1 protein-coding gene is annotated in these 546 nt (G+C 37.0%); it reads right to left on the bottom strand.

What is annotated here, in order from left to right; translation table 11 throughout:
* A partial coding sequence (locus AAHB15_RS29990) for an IS110 family transposase (protein WP_342043899.1) occupies nt 1-546 on the bottom strand: 546 nt, incomplete at both ends.

Here is a 546-nt window from a genome sequence, read left to right on the forward strand (position 1 = left end):
TAATGCTTCGGTAACTTGTTGTTCAACTCTCTCGAGTTGTGTTACAGCTAGATCATATTCCTCTAATAACTGCTCTAAATGGAATTTATAAGCATCAAGAGCTTGTCTAGTACCAACAGATTTCTTAGCTAATTGAAGGAGTAATAGGGCCTTTTTTAATCCTGGCTGTCTCTTCATTATTGATTTCCACCCTGAAATAACTTCTTGAGGCTGCTTAGTCTCTAATTCCGTAGGGGTAGGAAATAGACGGAGGGTTGCAATTGCCCCTTTAGCCTTAATATCCTTAAACACCTGTCTGAGTTCTGGAAAGACTATATCTACCCAGCGATTTAATTGATTGATAGAACTAACAAGTCGTTTAACCACTACATCACGGTTAGACATCAGAACCCTTAGTTTTTCAAATGATTCTGATGTGTATCTAACCTCGGAGTAATAGCCGTTCTTTACCATATCAGCAATAACTAAGGCATCTTTTTTATCACTTTTTGACTGAGTATTATCACGGTTTTCTTTATTCCTTTTTACTAAATGTGGGTTTACTGT

Origin of the sequence: Bacillus sp. OTU2372 (genome assembly GCF_038440275.1) — a bacterium.
GTDB lineage: Bacteria > Bacillota > Bacilli > Bacillales > Cytobacillaceae > Neobacillus > Neobacillus bataviensis_B.